The organism is Nocardia sp. NPDC058666 (assembly GCF_042714895.1).
Lineage (GTDB): Bacteria > Actinomycetota > Actinomycetes > Mycobacteriales > Mycobacteriaceae > Nocardia.
The window spans coordinates 1-1,813 of the sequence record NZ_JBHXRY010000061.1 but is presented as its reverse complement, the minus strand read 5'-3'; the positions used below and the strand labels follow the sequence as shown (position 1 = coordinate 1,813).

The window sequence follows — 1,813 nt, the reverse complement described above, 5'->3', positions numbered from 1 at the left end:
GCCTACGCGTCGGCCGCACCGAAGCGGTCGGCGTAGTGCTCGCGGGTACGGGAGCGGCCGCCCTCGCAGACCACCAGAACGTGCTCCTGGGTGAGCCGGTTCTGCTGCTCCGTCACGTCGAACCGCTTGGGGACGAGCCGGATGGCCGGCCGCCGGTTCGCCAGGTCCAGCAGCCGGTCCTCGATGTGGGCGATCCGGATGTTGCGGGGCGGGCGCCCGTCGACCGAGTCCGGGCCGACGGGCCACATCTCGGAGTAGGCGCCGCCGTCGTCGAAGAGCGCGCCGAGGACCTCCTCGGACAGGGCCTGGTACTGCCGGCTCTGGACGGTCACCACCTGCTGGCGGCGGAAGTTGCCCTGGGTCTCGTCCTTCCAGACGACCGTGGAACCCTTCCTGGTCCAGCGCCCGTCGTACAGGGTGATGGCGGTCCGGCCGGGCAGCATCTCGTCGAGCGCCAGGGCGAAGGCCGACCGGGCCGCCGCCGGTGATGGTGACCCGCAGCATTCCGGGGTCCGTGGTGCTGGCCCGGGGGATGGCCATGAGAGAGAGGTCCATGACCGTCTCCATGGAGTCCTGCGCCTCATAGAGGAACGTTTCGTCGCCGATCCGGATGCAGTCGTTCGGGCGCAGCACATGCCGTGTGACGCGCTGGTCGTTGACGAACGTGCCGTTTCGGCTGTCCCGGTCGTAGAGGACGAAACCGGGGTCCTCCGTGAGGATCTCGGCGTGCAGCCGGGAGGCACTGGGGCTTACGATCACGACGCCGTTGTCGCTCTTGCGCCCGAAGCTGAGGGGCTCGCTGCCCAGAACCACGCTCTGTCCGGTGAACGGACCCGTGCGCCCAACGATGACCGATGGCACTCCACACCCCTTGAAAACGACGCCGCTGATACCCGTACGACTTCCTCGTACGACTGCAACACGTCATCGAGAACGTGTTCGGTTCAACCATTTCTGAGAATCTTTTGAGCCCCACTGAACCCGGGGCCCGGCCCGTACGTGATGTTCGCGTCGGCCGGCGACGAGAGGGAGACCGCCCCCATGTACAACGACGAAACCGAGACCGTGACGGAGACCGCGCTCGCGGGCACCACCGCGGCGACCAGCGCGGACACCGCCACCACCGCGGCCACCACCGCGGGTACGGTCGCGGACGCGGCCGGGGGCACGGACACGGTCACCACCGCCGCCGCATCGGGGCCGGAGAGCGCGCAGCGGCTCGTCGCGGGCCGCTACCGGCTGCTGTCCCGGCTCGGGGAAGGCGGCATGGGCACCGTGTGGCGGGCCCGCGACGAGACCCTGCACCGGGAGGTCGCCGTCAAGGAGGTGCGGGCGCCGGCCGGACTGCGGGCCGGTGACATCACACGGATGTACAGCCGCCTGGAGCGGGAGGCGTGGGCGGCCGCCCGCATACCCGACCGCAATGTGGTCACGGTCCACGACGTGGTCATGGAGGACGACCGGCCCTGGATCGTGATGGAACTGATCCGCGGGCAGTCGCTGGCCGATCTGCTGCGGGCCGAGGGGCCGCTCACCCCGCGGCACGCCGCGCACATCGGCGCGGAAGTGCTGAGCGCGCTGCGCGCCGCGCACGCCGCCGGTGTCGAGCACCGGGACGTGAAGCCGGCGAACGTACTGCTCGCACAGGACGGGCGCGTGGTGCTCAGCGACTTCGGGATCGCGGTGGTCGAGGGCAGTACCGCCCTGACGATGACCGGCGAAGTGGTCGGTTCCCCCGAGTACCTGCCGCCGGAGCGGGCGCTGGGCCGCCCCTCGGGCCCCGAGTCCGACCTGTGGTCCCTCGGCGTGATGC

2 protein-coding genes and 1 pseudogene are annotated in these 1,813 nt (G+C 70.7%); 1 reads left to right on the top strand and 2 read right to left on the bottom strand.

What is annotated here, in order from left to right:
• Positions 1–2: 2 nt before the first annotated feature.
• On the bottom strand, positions 3–443 hold the full coding sequence (locus ACFWVD_RS28430) for a hypothetical protein (RefSeq protein WP_379247953.1): 441 nt from the start codon (positions 441–443) through the stop codon (positions 3–5).
• 154 nt (positions 444–597) lie between these two features.
• A pseudogene (locus ACFWVD_RS28425) lies at positions 598–861 on the bottom strand (FHA domain-containing protein); the annotation flags it as partial.
• A gap of 180 nt (positions 862–1,041) precedes the next feature.
• Here ACFWVD_RS28425 and ACFWVD_RS28420 point away from each other — a divergent pair.
• Positions 1,042–1,813 (top strand): serine/threonine-protein kinase (locus tag ACFWVD_RS28420; RefSeq protein ID WP_379247951.1); only part of this gene is annotated, 772 nt, incomplete at its 3' end.